This is a genomic window from Cytophaga hutchinsonii ATCC 33406 (genome assembly GCF_000014145.1).
In the GTDB taxonomy this organism is placed as follows: domain Bacteria; phylum Bacteroidota; class Bacteroidia; order Cytophagales; family Cytophagaceae; genus Cytophaga; species Cytophaga hutchinsonii.
Genome location: NC_008255.1, coordinates 223,118 through 240,312, shown reverse-complemented (window position 1 = coordinate 240,312; position 17,195 = coordinate 223,118). Strand labels below are relative to the sequence as shown.

Annotated in this window: 18 protein-coding genes; 8 read left to right on the top strand and 10 right to left on the bottom strand. The window is 37.8% G+C overall.

Translation table 11 applies throughout. The features are described from left to right. Positions 1 to 14: 14 nt before the first annotated feature. The 8 genes from CHU_RS01020 to CHU_RS00985 all read left to right on the top strand — a co-directional run bounded on the left by CHU_RS01020 (position 15) and on the right by CHU_RS00985 (position 8,651). On the top strand, positions 15 to 2,030 hold the full coding sequence (locus CHU_RS01020; RefSeq protein WP_238379323.1) for a GAF domain-containing SpoIIE family protein phosphatase: 2,016 nt from the start codon (positions 15 to 17) through the stop codon (positions 2,028 to 2,030). A gap of 43 nt (positions 2,031 to 2,073) precedes the next feature. Then, the gene (locus tag CHU_RS01015; RefSeq protein ID WP_011583602.1) at positions 2,074 to 2,412 is read left to right on the top strand and encodes an STAS domain-containing protein; all 339 of its coding nucleotides are present in this window, start codon (positions 2,074 to 2,076) and stop codon (positions 2,410 to 2,412) included. Next, positions 2,413 to 2,835, top strand: coding sequence for an ATP-binding protein (locus tag CHU_RS01010; protein ID WP_011583601.1), 423 nt, complete (start codon positions 2,413 to 2,415; stop codon positions 2,833 to 2,835). 125 nt (positions 2,836 to 2,960) lie between these two features. Further along, positions 2,961 to 5,282, top strand: a complete 2,322-nt coding sequence (locus CHU_RS01005) for a peptidylprolyl isomerase (RefSeq protein ID WP_011583600.1) — start codon at positions 2,961 to 2,963, stop codon at positions 5,280 to 5,282. Positions 5,283 to 5,421: 139 nt separating this feature from the next. Then, entirely contained in the window at positions 5,422 to 6,768 is a 1,347-nt protein-coding gene (locus tag CHU_RS01000) for a peptidylprolyl isomerase (RefSeq protein ID WP_041932107.1), read from the top strand. Further along, positions 6,768 to 7,733: an AAA family ATPase gene (locus CHU_RS00995; protein WP_011583598.1), complete on the top strand. Its 966-nt coding sequence runs from the start codon at positions 6,768 to 6,770 to the stop codon at positions 7,731 to 7,733. The genes CHU_RS01000 and CHU_RS00995 overlap by 1 nt, the downstream gene beginning before the upstream one ends. 126 nt (positions 7,734 to 7,859) lie before the next feature. Further along, entirely contained in the window at positions 7,860 to 8,144 is a 285-nt protein-coding gene (locus CHU_RS00990) for a CPCC family cysteine-rich protein (protein WP_011583597.1), read from the top strand. Between the two features lie 33 nt (positions 8,145 to 8,177). After that, the gene (locus tag CHU_RS00985) at positions 8,178 to 8,651 is read left to right on the top strand and encodes a CYTH domain-containing protein (protein WP_011583596.1); all 474 of its coding nucleotides are present in this window, start codon (positions 8,178 to 8,180) and stop codon (positions 8,649 to 8,651) included. Between the two features lie 17 nt (positions 8,652 to 8,668). Here the strand turns inward: CHU_RS00985 and CHU_RS00980 are convergent, their stop codons facing one another. The 10 genes from CHU_RS00980 to CHU_RS00935 form a co-directional block, all read right to left on the bottom strand. Continuing rightward, positions 8,669 to 9,376: an OmpA family protein gene (locus tag CHU_RS00980; protein WP_041932517.1), complete on the bottom strand. Its 708-nt coding sequence runs from the start codon at positions 9,374 to 9,376 to the stop codon at positions 8,669 to 8,671. A 117-nt stretch (positions 9,377 to 9,493) separates the two neighbouring features. Next, positions 9,494 to 10,690, bottom strand: a complete 1,197-nt coding sequence (locus CHU_RS00975) for an RsmB/NOP family class I SAM-dependent RNA methyltransferase (protein ID WP_041932106.1) — start codon at positions 10,688 to 10,690, stop codon at positions 9,494 to 9,496. Beyond that, on the bottom strand, positions 10,687 to 11,532 hold the full coding sequence (locus CHU_RS00970; RefSeq protein ID WP_011583593.1) for a hypothetical protein: 846 nt from the start codon (positions 11,530 to 11,532) through the stop codon (positions 10,687 to 10,689). Before CHU_RS00970 ends, CHU_RS00975 begins: the two co-directional genes overlap by 4 nt. Positions 11,533 to 11,593: 61 nt before the next feature. After that, on the bottom strand, positions 11,594 to 12,481 hold the full coding sequence (gene atpG, locus CHU_RS00965; RefSeq protein ID WP_011583592.1) for an ATP synthase F1 subunit gamma: 888 nt from the start codon (positions 12,479 to 12,481) through the stop codon (positions 11,594 to 11,596). Positions 12,482 to 12,484: 3 nt separating this feature from the next. Further along, entirely contained in the window at positions 12,485 to 14,065 is a 1,581-nt protein-coding gene (gene atpA / locus CHU_RS00960) for a F0F1 ATP synthase subunit alpha (protein ID WP_011583591.1), read from the bottom strand. Between the two features lie 12 nt (positions 14,066 to 14,077). Then, positions 14,078 to 14,626: an ATP synthase F1 subunit delta gene (gene atpH / locus CHU_RS00955; RefSeq protein WP_011583590.1), complete on the bottom strand. Its 549-nt coding sequence runs from the start codon at positions 14,624 to 14,626 to the stop codon at positions 14,078 to 14,080. A 10-nt stretch (positions 14,627 to 14,636) separates the two neighbouring features. Next, a complete protein-coding gene (locus CHU_RS00950; protein ID WP_011583589.1) occupies positions 14,637 to 15,140 on the bottom strand; it encodes a F0F1 ATP synthase subunit B in 504 nt (167 codons plus the stop codon). Between the two features lie 77 nt (positions 15,141 to 15,217). Then, on the bottom strand, positions 15,218 to 15,457 hold the full coding sequence (gene atpE / locus CHU_RS00945; protein ID WP_011583588.1) for an ATP synthase F0 subunit C: 240 nt from the start codon (positions 15,455 to 15,457) through the stop codon (positions 15,218 to 15,220). Positions 15,458 to 15,496: 39 nt separating this feature from the next. Continuing rightward, entirely contained in the window at positions 15,497 to 16,564 is a 1,068-nt protein-coding gene (gene atpB, locus CHU_RS00940) for a F0F1 ATP synthase subunit A (RefSeq protein WP_041932105.1), read from the bottom strand. A gap of 380 nt (positions 16,565 to 16,944) precedes the next feature. Continuing rightward, positions 16,945 to 17,184, bottom strand: coding sequence for an AtpZ/AtpI family protein (locus CHU_RS00935; protein ID WP_011583586.1), 240 nt, complete (start codon positions 17,182 to 17,184; stop codon positions 16,945 to 16,947). Positions 17,185 to 17,195 lie beyond the last annotated feature (11 nt).

The window sequence follows — 17,195 nt, the reverse complement described above, 5'->3', positions numbered from 1 at the left end:
ATATATATTTTCTTTTGGCATTCGTCAGCTGGGTCTTGATCCTGGCTGACGATATTACTGTAATTAGGCTAGCTCAACCAATTATACCGTCATACTTTTCTGATATTTTAGTTAATACATTCTTAAGTACTTTTTTCTTATTTACTTTCCTGGGGTTTAAAATTGAAATCGGCCTGAAACGAAGCGGCAATTTCAATGACCTGCTGTGGCAGGTATTTATTATAGGCGCCATCACGGTTCTTATTTCTCTGATCATAAAATCAATCGGCATATTCAGCAACAACGATTTTTTTATTTATGATCCGCTGGTATCAAACATTCTATATCACATAAACATTGGTATCATTACCATCTTCCTCGCTAATGGCTATTATGTCTGGAAGAAAATGATCCTATACCAAAAGACAAAACGCACAGATGTTATCTGGCATATATTTGAGTACCTCACACTCATAAGCATTGTCAGTAATTTCTTTTTCTTTGACATTACTGATCCCTATTTTCTGATCTTCACTTCCCCGATTACTATACTGGGTTTGATCTGCGCCTTTAACCTTAAATGGGTTGCCTTCTTAACGTATAAGCAAAAATGGAGAAGCATTTTACTGCTTAGTTTAATTATTATTATCAGCCTTTCTTTCCTGGAAAGAGTCTATGCACACCACATTATCAGCAACTTATTGATCGATCTTGCCGAAAATGTATTCATACAGGCCATATTCGGTTTCATGCTCATGAATTGTATTGTCGCCTTGCTGGTATTATTATTCAACCTTCCCACTTCTTCTGTATTTGAACAGAAATTTGGCGAAGTAATGCTCTTTCAGAAATTACATCAATCCCTTCAGGTTGGGGAGAAAGAAGAAGATATGTATGAACTGCTTATCAGCAGCAGTATGACTACGGTTATGGCCGATGCGGCCTGGCTGGAAATCAGAGATAATAAAGGCGGCTTAAAAGCGTTTCAAAATAGTAACATTGACGAGTACGATGTTTTTGAAATAAAAAAGGCACTCCGTAAAAATCAGGTTAATATTTCTTCGGAACCGCAATACATTAAAGACATTTTAAGTTACCCCCATACAGAAAAAATAAAACACTTAGATTATAAATCGTTTCTGTTAATACCGCTTACATCCAACAATCAATTGATTGGTACATTGGTATTATTGAAAAATTTAAACGATGGCTTCGACAAAGAAATGGTTGATATCATTTTTACGTTTGTGAGCCAGGCCTCCATCTCGATTAAAAACTTCCGTCTTATGTCGGATGCCATACAGACAGAGCGTTACCAGGAGGAATTAAAAATTGCCAAGGATGTGCAGCAAAGTCTTCTGCCTGCTTCTTTGTACTTAAATAATGCGGTTCAATTAAGCGTTTATTCTAAAGGAGCAAAAGAAGTTGGAGGTGATTACTATGATGTGTATGAATTATCACCGACACGGTTTGCAATCGTAATCGGTGACGTTTCCGGTCATGGAACAAGTGCCGCTTTCAACATGGCGCAAATGAAAGGCGTATTCCAGAGTTTGGTTAGCCTGGACTTGCCTGTTGATGAATTTATGGTGCTGGCAAACAATGCGCTGGGAAGATGTCTGGAAAGAAAGAGTTTTATTACGCTTAGTTTATTTGTCCTCAATACCGAAACACAAAGCATTCAATATGCACGTGCGGGACACTGCCCGGCAATACTTATTGACAGTAAAAACAATGAAGCCTTATTCCTCGATGGTAAAGGATTAGGTTTAGGTTTAAGCAGAAATAATACCTACGAAAAACACATAAATAAATACGAATTGTCTTATTCAAGCAATGACGTTTTAATTTTATATACAGATGGTTTGGTTGAGGCCCACAACCTCGCCAGAGATGAATATGGCTATGAACGGCTAAAACAGATGGGGCTGGAAAGCAGTGCAGACAAGCCGAGACAGATTATTGACACCATCATTGAGAATGTTCAGCACTTTAGCGGAAGCACTCAATTTGAAGATGACTGTACATTACTTGTTATGAAATTTAGCTAATTATTAAAATTTTTATTACATTTTACCTACTGAATACAAATTTATGCGTATAACAAGTGTCAAAGAAAATGAGTTTTATATAGTCGCTATTGAAGGGGATCTGGATGCGAGTTCAAGTATTCAACTGGATCAGGCAATTGAAGAAGCAGTTGCTAACGGCGAAAATAAAATTATTGTTGATTGTTCTCAATTGGAATATATATCTTCTGCCGGTTTAGGCGTTTTTATGTCATACATTCAGGATTTTCAATCAAACAACATTTCTTTGGTATTATGCCATTTAAGCGAAAAAGTCAGAAATGTATTTCAGATTTTAGGCTTAGATGAACTATTGAAAATTGTTGATACAAAAGAAGAAGCAAAACAAGAATCGCTTACATAATTGAATAACAAAATTAAAATAGCGCGCGATCCTCAAAACCTTAAAGCGGTACGTGACTTTGTCAGTTCAACGCTTCAGGGAATGTCTGTGCCTGATCCTGAAATCAATATGATGGTTCTTGCTGTGGATGAGGTATGTGCAAACAGAATTCTTCATACTCCGGCAAACAGCACCGAAGCATATAATAACATTGAATTAGAGATTCAAAACGATAATAATAACTTCACTTTTTTAATTCGTGATACAGGAGACCCGTATGATATCAATACCCACGAATCTCCTGATCTTCGTAAACTTATCGCTGAAAAACGCAAAGGCGGGATTGGCTTGCTTTTGGTTAAAAAAATTATGGACTCTATAGAAATATCACGTTCTGAGCCTTATACAGTATTATTGCTGCGCAAATCGCTTAAGTTTGCCTGAGCGTTTTTTTACTTGATAAAAAACTCCTAATTTGTATTGAAAATCCCTGTTGGTAAATACCAAAACAACAGTCCGTACGTTTCAACTTTTACATTAATTTAGTTTAATTTATTTCTTATTGTTTTATGAAATTATCCTTTTGGATTATTGCATCTGCCCTATCCGGGTTATTTGTTTATAGTTGTGTAAGTGACAAAACCGCAACTTCCTCTTCTAAAAAATCAACCGCACCTGCAGCATCACCGGCCATACTAACCGTAGCTGATGATTCCATTTCAACAGAAGATTTTAAATACATCTACGATAAAAATAATGGAAAAAGTGCGGATGCCTATTCCAGACAAAGCATTGAGGAATACATTGATCTGTATACCAAATTCAAACTTCGCGTTAAAGAAGCTGAATCTCTCGGACTAGATACAACCGCTGCATTTAAACAGGAGTTAGCTGGTTATCAAAAACAATTAGCGCAACCTTATTTAACAGAAAAAGGCGTTACAGACATGCTTGTTAAACAAGCATATGAACGCATGAAAGAAGAGATTCGTGCAAGTCATATCTTAATATTCTGTAATCCTGAAGCTACCCCTAAAGACACGCTTATTGCGTACAACAAAATTGTTGCGCTTAGAGAGCGTGCATTAAAAGGCGAAAATTTTGACCAGTTAGCTGCTCAATATTCAGAAGATCCATCTGCGAAAACCAACAAAGGTGATCTGGGATATTTTACTGCACTATCCATGGTATATGAATTTGAAGAAGCTGCTTATAATACAAAAGTAGGCAGCGTTTCTAAACCTGTCCGTACGAAATTTGGCTACCACATTCTAAAAGTTGTAGACAGACGGCCTTCTCAGGGACAGATTCATGTTGCACACATTATGGCGCGCTACAGCCAGGGCATGAGTGCGGAAGATTCAATTCTTGCAAAAAATAAAATTGATCAGATCTATAAAGAACTTCAGGCAGGAACTTCCTGGAATGAATTGTGCGGTGAATTTTCGGACGATGTAAATTCAAGAAGTAAAAACGGTGAATTACAATGGTTCTCTACAGGTAAAATGATTCCTTCTTTTGAGAATGCAGCGTTCACACTAACAACACCGGGGCAATACACAACGCCTGTACAAACTCCGTATGGCTGGCATATCATAAAACTCCTTGAACGTAAACCATTAGGTTCGTTTGAAGAACTGGAACCAAGCATCCGTGCAAAGGTTACAAAAGATTCCCGTTCAGATTTAAATAAAAAAATGCTGATTGCACGTTTAAAGCGTGAAAACAATTTTGTTGAGTACACCAAAGGTATTGATTACGCTGTTTCTAAAGCAGATAGTAGCTTGTTAATAGGTAACTGGACATTTAAAGAAAGTGAAAAAAATAAAGCAACGTTATTTACAATCAATAAAGAAAAATATACAGCAGAAGACTTTTTCGCATTTGTATATGAAAACCAGCATGCCGTAAAAAATACTTCGCCTGAGGTATACATGAAAAATGTTCTGTATACGGACTTTGTTAACTCAAGTATTATGGGCTATGAAGAAGCTCACCTGGCTGATAAATTTGTAGATTACAAAATGCTGTTAAAAGAATATCACGATGGTATTCTTTTATTCCAGATGATGGAAGAAAAAGTTTGGAACAAAGCTTCTTCTGATACTGCCGGTCTTAGAAGATTCTATCAGGACAATGCTTCTAAATATGCCTGGGGTGATCGTGCGCACGCATACATCTTAAGCGCAGCAGACAAAACAACATTGGATAAAGTAGCGGTTGATTTTAAATCTGTATCTTACCAGGTTAAAGAACAATCGTTTGAAAATATCAGTTTTGAAAAAAATAGCGCATCTGTAAATAAGGCTGGCAAAAGCCAATTAGACCGTGCGATTATTTTATTAAGAAAGGATGCGAATTACAGCACATCAATTAAATTGAGCAGAGATCACGCTGAAAACGCTGCTGTTTCTGCACACCGTAAAGATTCAATTCTGGCTTATTTTACAAAAGCAGGTATAAAAAAAGAACGTATATCTTTTATTGATCTTAAAACACCGCCAGTAAGAAAAACAGAAGCGCAACGCCAGGCTGATCGTTTCGCTGAAATTCAATTATTTACTTCTTCTAAAAAATATCTGGAAAGTGTCTACAACGCTAAAACGCCGCTTACACTTCAGGTTTCTGAAGGAATGTATGTAAAAAATGAAAATGAACTGATTAATAAATGTTCATGGGCAGTAGGCGAATATAGATTTGAACAAAATAACCGCGCTTATTTAATCATTATAGATCGTGTAGATGCACCAAGAAATAAGACATTTGAAGAAGCGAGAGGAATGGTTATTTCAGACTATCAAGCCTATTTAGAACAACAGTGGATTGCTGAATTAAGACAGAAATATCCAACAAAAGTCAATCAGACAGAAGTTCAGAAACTTATCAAATAATAAAAAAGGGGCTAGTCCCCTTTTTTTATGGCTTGCCGGTTTTTATAATTGAATGAATGTCTGTGCTGATTGATATACAGTATTAGGACAAACCATCGTTTATAAATATATTTACATAATTGATATAGTGCCATTATACATGCTTTTAAGATACCTTTTCGTTTTCTTCGTATTTGTTACGAATTACCATTTCTGTGCTGCACAGCAGGTAATAGATAAAATCGTTGCCAAAGTCGACAATCAAATTGTTCTCAAATCCGAAGTAGAGATTTCATACCTGCAATTCATGCGTAGCCCTGAAGCTCAAATGATGCAAACAACGGATGATATTAAATGCCGTGTATTGGAATCACTGATTATTAACAAGATGTTGCTGGCAAGAGCCGTGATGGATTCTGTAACGGTTGAAAGGGAAATTATCAATCAGCAGATTGACCGCAGAATGGATTATTTCATTCAGCAGTTCGGAACAGTTGCTAAACTTGAAAGCTATTATAACAAAAGCATAGACCAGCTTAAAGAGGAATTATACCCTCAGATCAGAGACCAGATGGTAACACAAAAAATGCAGGATAATATTACTGCCGGTGTAACAATCACTCCGAATGATGTGAAAAAATTTTACAAAGCTTTACCGGCAGATTCGCTTCCGTATTTTTCTTCTGAAGTAGAAGTTGGACAGATTATCCGTTTGCCTGAAATTAATCGTCAGGATCAATTAAAGTTTAAACAAAAACTTGAAGAGATCCGCCAGCGTGTAGCTTCCGGTGAAGATTTCTGTCGTCTCGCAAAACAATTTTCTCAGGATCCTGTATCGGCAAAAAACTGCGGAGAAATCGGTTTCTTTAAAAAAGGTGAACTTGTGCCCGAATACGAAGCTGCGGCAAGCAAGCTCCAGCCTGGCCAAACATCAGGTGTTATTGAAACGCAATACGGCTACCACATTGTACAGTTGATTGAACGCAGAGGGGCTGAATACAATACACGCCATATCCTGATTAAGCCGGCGTCTTCTTCAAAAGATCTGATATACCCAACATTGTTTCTTGATTCACTTCGCTTAGAGATTTTAAAAGACAGTATCTCATTTGCGAAAGCTGCAAAAAATTATTCTTCCGACAAACAAACAGCCTTTAATGGAGGCATGCTTTCCGATCCGGAATCTGGTAGTTCGAGAATCGCGCAGGAAGATCTTCCGCCTGCCATTTTCTTTGTAATTGACACAATGAAAATCGGTGAAATATCTATGCCCGCTAAATTTACAATGGAAGATGGTACGGAAGCCGTTCGGATTGTTTATTTTAAAAATAAAATTCCTGCCCATCAAGCCAACCTGAAAGATGATTACCAGAAAATCTATTCAGCTGCCTTAGAAGAAAAGAAAAATAATGCCGTAAACGAATGGTTTGATAAAACAAAATCTCAAGTCTATATTGATATTGATGATGAGTACAAACAATGTGAAATCATGATTATTCAAAAATAATGATAGCAAATAAAACAGATGTAGAATTGGCCGATGAAATGAAAGCGGCTTACGAACAACTTTTTTCTGAAATTAAAAAAGTAATTATTGGCCAGGACGAAACAATCCGTCAGGCACTAACAGCCATTTTTTGCCAAGGTCATTGCCTGCTTGTTGGTGTGCCGGGTTTAGCAAAAACGCTTTTGATCAACACCATAGCAACCACGCTGCATTTAAGCTTTAAACGTATTCAGTTCACGCCGGATTTAATGCCGAGTGATATATTAGGTTCTGAAACATTAGATAATAACCGCAATTTTGTTTTTAACAAAGGTGCAATCTTTGCGAATATTATTTTAGCGGATGAAATAAACAGAACTCCACCCAAAACGCAATCGGCGTTACTTGAAGCGATGCAGGAATATTCTGTTACCGTGGCAGGCCACTCCTATCCCTTGGAAAAACCATTCTTTGTGTTAGCTACACAAAACCCGATTGAACAGGAAGGTACCTATCCATTACCGGAAGCGCAATTAGACCGTTTCATGTTTAATCTGATCCTGGATTATCCGGATTACGCGTCGGAAGTTGCGATTGTAAAAAATACCACATCCGGAATTACTACTACATTACGTTCTGTGCTTAATGCTGAAAAAATTCTTGAATTCCAGCAATTGGTACGCAGAGTACCGGTACCTGATAATGTGATTGAATATGCGGTTAAACTTGTCCATAAAACGCGTAAAGATGGCGCTGACGCACACGAATGGACAAAGAAGTATCTTGATTGGGGCGCAGGCCCGAGAGCCTCTCAGAACCTTATAATAGCGGCAAAATGCACGGCGCTTTTAGCCGGCAAATACTCTCCTGATATTGAAGATGTTCAGGCAATCGCATTGCCTGTACTTCGCCATAGAATTGTCCGCAATTTTAAAGCAGAAGCGGAAGGAATTACGACGGATGATATTATTAAAAAATTATTATAAAAGCCTAACATCATTGATTGGCCTTACCTGGCCTTGAAAATAAACATACAAATGGGTTAGAATCGTTCGATTCTAACCCATTTGTATTAAAAATAAAAACACATCATAACTGACAACATGTAAAAAATGGAAAAATCAGATAAATCCGAAGAAGATAAACTTCAATGTCCTTGTTGCGATTACTTTACGTTAGAGAAAAGAGGCGGATATGATATTTGTCCAATCTGTTTTTGGGAAGATGATGGAATGGATCTAAATACGATTGATAACCATTCCGGACCAAATCACATGACTTTAAGAGAAGGGCGTCTTAACTTTATAAAATTGGGAGCCTGTGATTTATCTATGATTAAAAATGTTTTGAACGCTTCTGAAAGGAAGAATTTCCGGTTTGAAAAAAGAGTTTCCTAAAGCAACCATAATTCATAATTCATAATTCATTTTATGGCTATCGAAATTGAACGCAAATTTTTAATTGACCCGATCAAATGGGAAGCTTTGAGCAAGCCGTCTCCGGATTATTTGATTCAAGGCTATCTGCACACTGAGCCCGGGAAAACCATACGCGTACGTGCAACCAACGACAAAGGGTTTATAACCATTAAAGGTAAAAGCAGCGCAGACGGATTGTCGCGCAGCGAATTTGAATATGAAATTCCTAAAGCAGAAGCGATTGAACTGCTTTCTACTTTCACAAAAAAAACAATTGAGAAAAACCGGTATAAAATTTCTTTCGGCGGTAATATATGGGAAGTGGATGTGTTTGAAGGTGCCAATGCGGGTTTGATCGTAGCAGAGGTAGAATTAGAAAGCATTGAACAACCTTTCGAGAAACCGGATTGGGTGAGAGAGGAAGTGACTTCGGATTTCAGATATTTTAATTCTGCGTTGATAGAGAATCCGTTTAAAAGCTGGTAAGTATATATTGCCGTGGTCTATTCATCTAACACGCGCACCTCTGTTCTTCTGTTTCTGTATTTATTTTGAGGACTGTCATTGGGTGCGATTGGTTTGTATTCCCCATAGCCTTTTGCCTGCACCCGTTTCGGATCTAAACCTTTTTGAATTAAATGATTCATCACTGCCTCCGCTCTGCGCTGAGATAAGACCAGGTTATCATGTGCATCTCCGTCGCTGTCGGTATGTCCAGCAATTTCTATATGCATGTTTGGATTTAGTGTTAAACTGTTATACAGATTATCTATGGCAGGTTCACACTCGGGTTTTATGTTCCATTTGTTTACATCAAAATACACATTGTCTAGTGTAAAAATCCGTGCATAATCCCTGATCAGCTTTATGCGGATTTCCTGATCAAACGAGTAACGCCCTTTTTCTACAGGCAAGACCAAGCCTCCGTTAAAGGGAAAATCTGTCCGGTATTTATGTACAACCATGGTATACGTCTTGCCTTCAGGCAAAAGCATATAACACATACCCAGTACATCACTAACCCCTTCTTTCGTTAAAGATCTGTCCGTTGCGCTAACCCGCAGCTTGGCATGCTCAATAGGCACACTATCTAAATCGGTAATAATAAAGGTTACCAGCACAGAATCTTCTGTTTCGCGTAATGTATTAACGGTTTGGCTATAAGTAAGCCTCAGACTGAATAACGTGGTAAAAAAAACCACTGCAAGCATTTTTTTAAGCATAGAAATAAAAGTTAATGCAAACGGTATAATCTAATATACGCATTAAAAAAATAAAGTAAGCACTAATAGTACTTGTTACAAATACTATTAATGCCTGTTCTGATACTATTTTTTGATCAAACGTGCCATAAAATAGCCATCTCCACCTTCAGAAGGATAAATTGTTTGTTTTTTCTCTAATTGAAACCCGGTATTGGATTTCAAAAACTGTTCAATCTGATTATCATTTTCAATCGGCAAAATACTGCAGGTTGCATATACCAGTACACCTCCGGGCTTTACCATAGAAGAATATTCCTGTAAAATCTGTTGTTGAATTTGCGTAAGCTCCTGTATACGCTCCGCAGATAATTTCCATTTATCATCCGGGTTTCTGCGAAGTACGCCAATACCACTGCACGGAACATCCAGGAGCAGATAATCGGCTTTGTTTTTCAAGCTTGTAATGACGCCTTCCCGTATGACTTTAGTTTGAATAATAGTCGTGCCGGCACGTTCGGCTCTGCGTTCCAGCTCTTTTAATTTAAAGGCTTCGATATCCATAGATACGATTTTGCCTTTATTGCCCATTAATGCAGAAAGGTGTAATGTTTTCCCGCCCGCACCCGCACAGGCATCAATAACAAATGCATTCGGACTTGGCTTTAAATAATGTGCGATCACCTGCGAGCCCGAATCCTGAATTTCATATCCGCCATTTAAATAGGAATGTAATCGCTGCAGGGGCTTACGTTCCGCCAGCTTCAACGTTTCCGGATATGGACCAAATTGTGTTGCTTCAATTCCTTCAGCATTTAACTGCTTAATAATTTCTGCAGAAGTATGTTTTAATGTGTTTACACGAATGAAAACATCTGCCTCAAGGTTTGAAAAATGCAGCTCTCTTTCCCACAGTTCTTTCCCTAATTCTTTTACTCCCAACGCATCCATCCAATCAGGGATAGAAGCCTGCACCGCTCTGTCTGCTGTGGCAGCCTTGATTCGGCTGGCAAATATCTCCTCATTTAATTCAACAGGCAAGGGTGTTAACAATCCATCACCATACGTTTCTTTCAAATAAGCAGACAAAACCTTTTCAAAACAATCCGAATCTTTTTTTGTAGTATCTGCAATAAATACATACCGTTTCCACCAGCGCACGATCGAATAGATTGAACTGGCAATAAAACGCCTGTCACGTGATCCCCATTTCGGATTGCTTTGTAATAAATTACGTACAACATCGTCCGCATATGCGCCGTCAAGAAATATTTTCTTTAATGCCTGAATGATTGATTGGATATTATTCGGGTGTAGCTTCATATTTGTTGAACAGGAATGCTTATTAACGGAGAAAGAATTAATATCCCATCCCACAGAAGCATACTTGTGGTAATGGTCGTTATATTTTTTATCCGTATGAAAAAGATAAGAAATGCAAGCTGCAGAATTGTTGTCAGTTTGAATGAAACAGGTACATCAAGAAACACCAATTGAATACATATTGCAGCAGTAAACAGGTTACACAACAGTGTAAGGTTTGTATAGCCGATTGTTTTACCCGCCGGATTAGTTGCCTTTATATTGTTTTTCTCTATATGCAGATCTCTGTATTCAAACAGTTGTGTAATAAATGCAAACAGACAAAAACGGATACCTGTAAACAGGATTGAATCTGGCTGTAACAGCAAATTGAATTGGGCTGTTGTCAACGGAAGTATACCTGTTACAACCGTCCACACCAGAGCCAGTATAATACTTTTGAGGAAGGAATAATTTTGCCTGGCTGTTTGTACTTTTTTATTTAAACGTATACTGCGGTTTTCATAGAAAAGCCAGGTACAGCCTGCAGAAATAAGCACAATCCATTGAGATAAGGAGAAATACCGGATACATATATGCAGGCTGCAGGTAAGGCCTGTGATTGCAGCAGCCAGCACAGCATAATAATGCTTAACTGCCCAGTCTGTCAGCTCTGTTGTTTTTGTTTTTGAATACAAAACAAATAATGTATGCGCATTATAGGTAAATAAGGTAGCAGTTGCTGAAAAGCAGGCAAAAGGATAATAATCTAAAGGGATAGAGAAAAAAAGCACGCATTCCATCGTTAGCAGGAACGCGATCAGCGCAAGCCATAAATGAAGGTATAGAATATATTTTACCATATGCGTATAAAAAAAGAATGGCGCTGTGTAGCGCCATTCTTTTTCTGTATGTATGTTAGAATTAGTTGTTCAATGCTTCTGCACCACCAACAATTTCCAATATTTCTTTTGTAATAGCCGCCTGACGGGAACGGTTGTATGTCAATTTCAATGCCTTCAGCATTTCTTTGGCATTTTCTGTTGCTTTGTCCATTGCTGTCATACGCGCACCGTGCTCAGAAGCATTCGACTCTAACAAGTATTTGTAGAATTGAACTTTTAGTGACTTAGGGATTAATTCCTTTACAATCTCTTCTTTACTTGGTTCAAAGATGTAATCAACTTCTGTTGCACTGTGTTTGACCGCACTTAATGCCTGCCCTTTAATTGGCAGAAATTGTTCTGTACGGATAATTTGAGTGGCGACATTTTTGAATTCGTTATAAATAACTTCAACTCGGTCATATTTTCCCGTTAAATAAGCATTCATAACATATTCAGAAGCACCACGTGCTGTATCAAAACTTAAATTCTGGAATAAGCCCTGATACTCCAGATTTGCTGATTCGCCGCGCTTTGTGATAGCCTCTGCACCTTTTTTGCCAATACAGATAAAATCTACTTTATTTGCCTGGTAAAGGTTTGAATACTTTTCTTCAATCAATGCATTGGCAGCTTTAACAATATTGGCGTTAAATGCACCGGCCAAACCTCTGTCTGAAGTAACTACAACAATCAACAAACGCTTTAACTCTCTTTCTTCTGCATAAACATTATCTGCACCATCTTCAAGAGATGCAGCAATGTTTTGAAGAATTCCATTCAGTTTTTCAGCATATGGGCGAATCTTCATAGCTCTATCCTGTGCTCTTCTTAGCTTAGCTGCTGAAACCATTTTCATGGCTTTAGTAATCTGCTGCGTGGAATTTACAGAAGCTATCCGATTGCGGACCTCTTTTAAGCTTGGCATAAATTATTTAGAATATTTTACAGCAACTTCTTTTGCTACTTTTTTCAATACTTCTGTGATAGCGTCATCAATCTTTCCGGATTTGATTTCTTTTAACGTGTCTTTGTGAGAAGTTCTCAAGACAGTTAAAAAGTCTTTTTCGAAATCACGTACTTTGTTTACTACAACTGAATCCATGAAACCGTTTGTTGAAACATAGATTGTTGCAACTTGCTCTTCAACAGAAACCGGAGAGAATGCAGGTTGTTTCAATATTTCAAGGTTTCTTCTACCACGTTCAATTGTCAGTTTAGTTGAAGCATCAAGATCAGAACCGAATTTAGCAAACGCTTCTAATTCTCTGAATTGTGCCTGATCTAATTTCAATGTACCGGCAACTTTTTTCATTGATTTGATCTGAGCGTTACCACCAACACGTGATACCGAAATACCTACGTTAATTGCCGGACGAACACCAGAGTTGAATAAGTTGATCTCTAAGAAGATCTGACCGTCTGTAATAGAAATTACGTTTGTCGGGATATAAGCAGAAACGTCACCGGCTTGTGTTTCGATAATTGGTAACGCAGTTAATGAACCGCCGCCTTTTACAATACCTTTTAATGATTCAGGTAAGTCGTTCATTGCAGCTGCAATTTCATCAGACTTGTTGATTTTTGCGGCTCTTTCTAATAAACGGCTGTGTAGGTAAAATACATCACCTGGGTATGCTTCACGCCCTGGCGGTCTTCTTAATAAAAGAGAAACTTCACGGTAAGCAACTGCCTGTTTAGACAAATCATCATAAACAACCAATGCCGGACGTCCAGTATCACGGAAGTACTCACCAACGGCAGCGCCTGTGAATGGAGCGAAATATTGCATTGGAGCCGGATCAGATGCAGTAGCAGCTACTACTACTGTATAAGCCATTGCACCATGCTTTTCAAGTGTACCAACGATACCTGCAATAGTAGATGCTTTCTGACCACATGCCACATAAATACAGAATACAGGCTCACCTCTATCGTAGAATTCTTTTTGATTGATAATTGCATCTAATGCAACCGTTGTTTTACCAGTCTGACGGTCACCGATGATTAATTCACGCTGACCACGACCGATAGGAATCATTGCATCAATCGCTTTGATACCAGTCTGTAAAGGTTCTGTAACCGGCTGGCGGTAGATAACACCCGGAGCTTTACGTTCCATTGGCATTTTATATAATTCACCCGTGATCGGGCCTTTGCCATCAATCGGATTACCAAGCGTATCAACAACACGGCCAACCATGCCTTCGCCAACATTTACGAATGCAATCTGTTTTGTTCTTTTAACTGTAGAACCTTCTTTGATTGCACTGTATTCACCCAATAAAACGGCACCTACATTATCTTCTTCAAGATTCAATACCATCCCTTTCAGGCCACCTTCAAATTCTAATAATTCACCAGCTTGAGCCTTCGTAAGGCCGTAAATACGAGCAACACCATCACCCACTTGAAGAACAGTTCCTACTTCTTCTAATTGAGCTTCGGTTAAGGAGTTTGATAACTGCTGTCTCAATACTGCAGATACCTCATCAGGTCTAACGTCTAGCATATATGATAATACTTAGTAATTTATAACTTGTTCTGTAAACTTATTTTTTATTTTATTCAGTTTTGCAATAACAGACTCATCGATTTGCTGATCGTCCATTTTCAATACAAAACCTCCTAATATTTTTTCATCTATCTTTTCGATCAATTCAACTTTCGATGCTTTAGATGCCATGATTGCTTTGAAATTTGCACGCTGATCTTCTGTGATTGGCTGGGTTGTTGTTACTTCAACAATTTTAATACCCATCTTTTCACGGTATTGTCTTTGAAATTCAGAAGAGATTTCAAAAACCACAGCTTCTCTATGCTTCTTTGTTAATAATGAAAGCAATGACATGGTAAAGTTATCTACCTTACCGCCGAATAATGCTTCCAGTATAGCGTGTTTTTTGTCGCCTTGAACAATTGGATTTTTCATTACGGCAACCAGCTGATGATTCTGTTTGAAAACAGATTCAATTCCAGCCATGTCAGCATTCACCCGATCCAAAACACCATTCTCCGCTGCAAGATCAATCAGCGATTTTGCATATCTGTATGCTACTCTCGTTTCTTTCATGATGAATGTATTAGTTCAGGTTTACTTCTTTAATATATTCGCTTACCAATTTCTTTTGTTCTTCAGCATTGTTTAATTCTTTGCGAAGAATTTTTTCAGCGATTTCAACAGCCAATGTAGCTGCATAGTTTTTAACTTCATGTAACGCTGCGTTCTTTTCTGTCTGAATCGAAACACGTGCAGCTTCCATCAAACGATTGCCTTCAGTGCTTGCTTTTACTTTAGCATCTTCCATCATGGTAGTTGCAGCTTTGTGTGCATCTGCCAGTATTTTATCACGTTCAATTCTGGCTTCAGCCAATAACGCTTCATTTGTTGCCTGTAATTTTTCAATATCCGCACGTGCTTTGTCAGCAGCAGATAATGCATCTGTAATGGAATCTTCGCGCTCCTTCATTGCGCTCATGATTGGTCCCCAGGCAAACTTTGACAACAAATACAACGTAACCAGGAAGATTACAGTTTGCCAGAAGAATAGACCGAAATCGGGTGTGATTAAACTTAATAAAGCCATATATGTTTTAAATAATGATTCCAAGTAAAGAAAGTATATTCCGAGACCTAATGTCAACGGAATATACTTCTAAGCAATTACGCCAGAGCGATCAATAGACATACTACTACACCGAAAAGAGCAACACCTTCAATAAGGGCTGCTGCAATCAACATTGCAGTTTGAATTTTTCCACTCTCAGATGGTTGACGTGCAATAGATTCTACTGCGCTGCTACCAATACGGCCGATACCTAAACCTGCCGCTAATGCTGCAACACCTGCGCCGATACCAGCACCTGCTAATGCAAGACCATCTAATAAAATTGAATTTAACATAGTTGTATTTATTTATTATTGAATGAAAACAAGTGAATATTAATGTCCGTGATCATAATCATCATGTGCATGTTCTTCAACAGCAGACCCGAAGTACATAGCCGTTAGTAACGTAAACACAAATGCCTGAATAAGCGCAACAAACAGCTCAAGGAATGTCATAAACAATCCGAATGCCACACTTAATGGGGCAACAAGGAAAAGACTCTTGAATATGAAGATTAAACCGATGAAACTTAATATGATGATGTGACCCGCTGTAATGTTTGCAAACAAACGTATCATCAATGAAAACGGTTTTGTGATCAACCCAATGATTTCAATTGGCAGTATAATAATGCGTAATGGAAGCGGTACACCCGGAGTCCACAATACGTGTTTCCAGTAATATCCGTTACCATTAATTGTTGTAATAATAAATGTAATCCCGGCCAATACCAGTGTTACTGTAATATTGCCTGTTAAGTTTGCTCCACCGGGCATTAAACCCAACAGGTTGTTAAACCAGATAAAAAAGAATACAGTCAGTAAATACGGCATGAAACGTTCGTATTTCGGCCCAATCATTTTTACAGCAATTTCATCGCGTACATAACCGACAATAGGCTCAAAGAATGATTGAACACCGGAAGGTGCTTTCCCTTTGTTTTTAACATATCCTTTTGCAACAGCAGTAAATACAGCTATTAATAAAATTGCGCTGATCATTAATGATGCAACGTTTTTAGTAATAGATAAATCATAGATTTTAACAGATGTATCTTCATTTCCGGCTGCATCTACAGCAAAAATTCTTTCATGATGAAGTTTATATCCATTATAAACGCCATGGTGCGCAAATTTTGAAGAAGAAAAAACAGATAAACCCTTCCCTGCTGAATAAACAATGATTGGAAGTGGTATTGTTCCATGAAAAGATTCTGTACTGAAAAAATGCCACTCGTGAGAGTCTGCAATATGGTGCATAATCATTTCTCCCGGCTTGAAAACAGACACCTGGTCTAAATCTTCTTCCTGTACGTTATGAGCTTCAGATGAAGCAAACCCCGCTATTGACAGAACAGATAGCAGAATTAATAGTAGTAATTTGTTGATTTTAGTAGCCATTTCTCTTTGAATCGGCGCGCAAGTTACGCAATAAGTGATAAATTTCAAATGAAGCATATACAATGTAGAGAATAAAAAAATTCGCTACGTAAGTTATCTTATTACCTGATAGATAAACCATGCTGAACAAAATGAAAAATAAGGAGAAAATAAACCTTACGGCCATAGAACCTAAGTAAAATGTGTGAAATTCTTCCCTGCTTTTTAAGCCTAAATTCGATATAACATGAGATAGCACTGAAATAACACCAAAAAAACCTTGTATCGTCCAAAAATGGTTGCTTAAGAATGCTGGCTTTACGTACGTAAGCAATAGTGCAACACCTGATGTTAGAATTAGCAATATTGTGTAACCAAACCAAAAGTTTGATAAAATTGAGCTATTCTCCTCTTTTCTGTTCATTCAATACGTCCATTATGAATTTAACAATGCTTCCTATAACACCAAAAAGCATAAAAAAAATAGTATTATACTTTCCTTTAACTTCAAAATATGAATCCAGCCACCACCCAATACCTCCAAATACGCATATTGTAGCGATCATTTGAAAACCAATAGCCGAGAATTTGAAAAAGCCATTTTGAGATGTCTTTTTAACTTCTTTGATTTCGTTTCCCATACCACAAAGGT